At 74.1% G+C, this 3,045-nt stretch carries 3 protein-coding genes; 2 read left to right on the forward strand and 1 reads right to left on the reverse strand.

Annotated features, from left to right (window positions below):
* The first annotated feature begins 324 nt into the window (after window positions 1-324).
* Entirely contained in the window at window positions 325-1,098 is a 774-nt protein-coding gene (locus HMPREF3159_RS04385) for a triose-phosphate isomerase (protein ID WP_070499846.1), read from the forward strand.
* 78 nt (window positions 1,099-1,176) lie between these two features.
* Window positions 1,177-1,668, forward strand: a complete 492-nt coding sequence (locus HMPREF3159_RS04390) for a tRNA-specific adenosine deaminase (protein WP_070499847.1) — start codon at window positions 1,177-1,179, stop codon at window positions 1,666-1,668.
* Window positions 1,669-1,711: 43 nt separating this feature from the next.
* On the opposite strand, the gene HMPREF3159_RS04395 is transcribed toward HMPREF3159_RS04390, so the two are convergent.
* Window positions 1,712-2,356, reverse strand: a complete 645-nt coding sequence (locus HMPREF3159_RS04395) for a carboxylesterase family protein (RefSeq protein WP_070499848.1) — start codon at window positions 2,354-2,356, stop codon at window positions 1,712-1,714.
* Window positions 2,357-3,045 lie beyond the last annotated feature (689 nt).

A 3,045-nucleotide genomic window follows, 5' to 3' on the forward strand; every position in this document is an offset into this window, starting at 1 on the left:
TGCGCCTACGACGGCTCCCTCGAGAAGTGAGCTGACCCCCGACCCGGCACGGTGCCCCGGGCTCGGGCCCGGGATGACCGGCTCGGGGACCGGCTCTGTCCCGGTGCCCCGGGCTCGGCACCCCGGGCTCGGGCGGACCGCCTCTCCCCCGGCCCCCGAGCCGGCGGCGCCCCTCACCCTGCGCGCGCCCCTCACCGGGCCGAGCGGAGTTCTTCGACGATTCATTCCATTTCTTGGTACGAATCGTCGAAGAACTCCTCTCCGGCAAGGAATCGATCGTCGGACACCCGCCGCGCGAGCGGCACACATCGACCAAGGAGCAGCATGTCCCCCCTCTGGATCGGCACCAGCTGGAAGATGACCAAGACCCTCGCCGAGGGCCGCGCCTGGGCCGCGGGCCTGCGCGATCACCTCGCGGGCGAGCACGGCGGGCAGGCCCCCTCGGGCGTGCAGCCCTTCGTGATCCCCTCCTTCACCGCCACCACGACGGTGCGCAGCGTCCTCGGCGAGGACTCCCCCGTGTTGCTCGGCGTGCAGAACGCGCACTGGGAGGACGAGGGCGCGTGGACGGGCGAGGTCTCCGTGCCGCAGGCCAAGGACGCCGGCGCCCAGGTCGTCGAGATCGGGCACTCGGAGCGGCGCGAGCACTTCGGCGAGACGGTGGAGACCACCCGCCTGAAGGTCGCCGCGGCGCTGCGTCACGGCCTCACCCCGCTGCTGTGCATCGGGGAGAGCGCCGAGGTGAAGGACGCCGGCGGCTCCAGCGCGTTCATCCTCGAGCAGGCCGCGGGCGCCCTCGAGGGACTCTCCGCCGAGGAGCTCTCCCGCGTGGTGATCGCCTACGAGCCGATCTGGGCGATCGGCGAGAAGGGCCGCCCCGCCACCGTCGAGGAGCTCGTCGAGCCCTTCGCCGCACTCGGCGGGCAGTACTCGGGGAAGGTCGCGGGGCTGCTCTACGGCGGGTCGGTCAACCTCGACAACGCCGCGGACCTGCTCGGGATCGAGCACGTGACCGGCCTGTTCGTCGGCCGCACCGCGTGGAAGCTCGAGGGCTATCTCGAGCTGCTGCGGATCGCCGAGGCGCACGCGGCCTCCTGACGGGCCGGGCGTCCACAGCGCCTCGGACCGGCGACCGGCGACGTCGCGCCGCGGGCACGGATGTGCTGGGGTAGAGGCATGGACCCCTTCTCCGCCCTCACCGCCGACGACCGCCGTCACCTGCGCCGCTGCGTCGACCTCGCCGCCGAGGCGCTCGCGGCGGGTGACGAGCCCTTCGGCTCGGTGCTCGTCGATGCCGACGGCGTCGAGCGCTTCGCCGACCGCAACCGCGTCGCCGGCGGCGACCACACCCGTCATCCCGAGTTCGAGATCGCCCGCTGGGCCGCCGCCCACCTCACCCCCGAGGAGCGGGGGGAGTCGACGACGTACACCTCGGGCGAGCACTGCGCGATGTGTGCGGCGGCCCATGCCTGGGTGGGGCTGGGCCGGATCGTCTACGCCTCCAGCACCGAGCAGCTGCTCCAGTGGCAGGGCGAGCTCGGCGTCCCCGCCGGGCCCGTCGCCCCGCTGCGGATCCCGCAGGTAGCAGCGGGGATCGTCGTCGCAGGCCCGGACCCGGAGCTCTCCGCCGAGGTCCGGGCGCTGCACGCGAAGGCCGCCGGCCGCTGAGCCGTCCTGGCGGCCGCCGAGCCGCGCCGCCGGATCCCGTCGCTCAGCGCTGCTGGGCCGCCATCCACTCCCAGATCCGCACGCCCTCGTGCTGCGGGTCGTTGCGGGCCACGTAGATCCACGACCAGTGGCCGGGGTACACGACCCCGTCCCGCTCGACGGTCGGGTAGAGGCTGAGGATCGAGCCCTCGATCAGCTCGTGGAAGCGCACGGTGTTCGCCTCGGCGTCGATCGTGTCGTCGTTCGCGGCGGCGACCAGCCAGGTCGGGGTCTCGGCGAGCGAGCGCAGGGTGTCGTCGGAGAGGTGGTACGTGCCCTCGGGCCCGCTCACCGCGCCGCAGATCGGGACCTGCGAGGAGAAGCGCCCGGGCTGCTCGGCGACCATCTTCAGCGTCATGAAGCCGCCGTTGGAGCAGCCGAGCACGTGGATGCGGTCCCCGTCGATGTCCTCCCGGGCCACGACCTCGTCGATCACGGCCTGGATCTGCGGGGCGAAGCCGTCGCCGTCCTGCATCCACGCCGAGGTCGACTGCGGGGCGAGGACGTAGGCGCCGCCGAACGCCTCCTGCGCCTCGTCGGTCGCGAGGCCGAGGGCGCCGCGGTTCGCCCGCAGGGTGGTCTCGTTGTCGTAGTAGTCGTGGCCGCCGGTGAGGAGTCCGCCCTCGCCGCCGCCGTGGAGCCACACCACCAGCGCTCGGCCCTTCCGTCGGCCGGCGCCCTTCGGCCGCTTCGAGGAGGGGGTGAACAGGCAGTACTTGAGACCGCCGTCGACCTGGTGGTGGGTCGAATCGGGCCCGGGAGGCCGTGCCGCGGCCGGGCGGGACGGCCTGCGCGGCGGGGAGGAGCGCGCTCGCGCCGACGGCGGCGCCGACGGCTCCGGTGGTGAGGAGGGAACGGCGGGGCAGGGCGGTGCGCATGTGAGGGAGTCCTTCGTCCATGGCATCCGGGACGGCACTTCGGGGCTGCGTGCCGGTGGACGGAGATGAGGAGCGGCTCACTAATTCCGTCTAGGACGGGACCGAGCTCTGGGACCCGAACGCTTCGCGCGGTCGACGGTCGCCGCCCGCGCGTGGACGCCCCGGGCCTCCCTCCCGGGATCAGGGGGACATCCCCCAGGGGATCCTCACGGTGCCGCGATAGCCTGGGAGCCGTCGACGACGAGGGCCCGCACCGGGTCTGCGGCCGCGCAGGTCGCCTCCCGCGATCGCCCCGAGGCCGGACCGCAGGGCCCTCCCCGTCGAGACCTCAGCTCCGTCCACCGGGAGGTCCGCAGTTCTCATGAGTCCCCAGAGCCCCTCGTCCCGCCGGCACCCGGCACGTCCCGGCGGGACGCCCTCGCGCCCCGGTCCCGGCGCGCACCCCGGCCTGCGCGCCCCG

The sequence above is a fragment of the Brachybacterium sp. HMSC06H03 genome, assembly GCF_001807385.1.
Classification (GTDB): Bacteria; Actinomycetota; Actinomycetes; order Actinomycetales; family Dermabacteraceae; genus Brachybacterium; species Brachybacterium conglomeratum.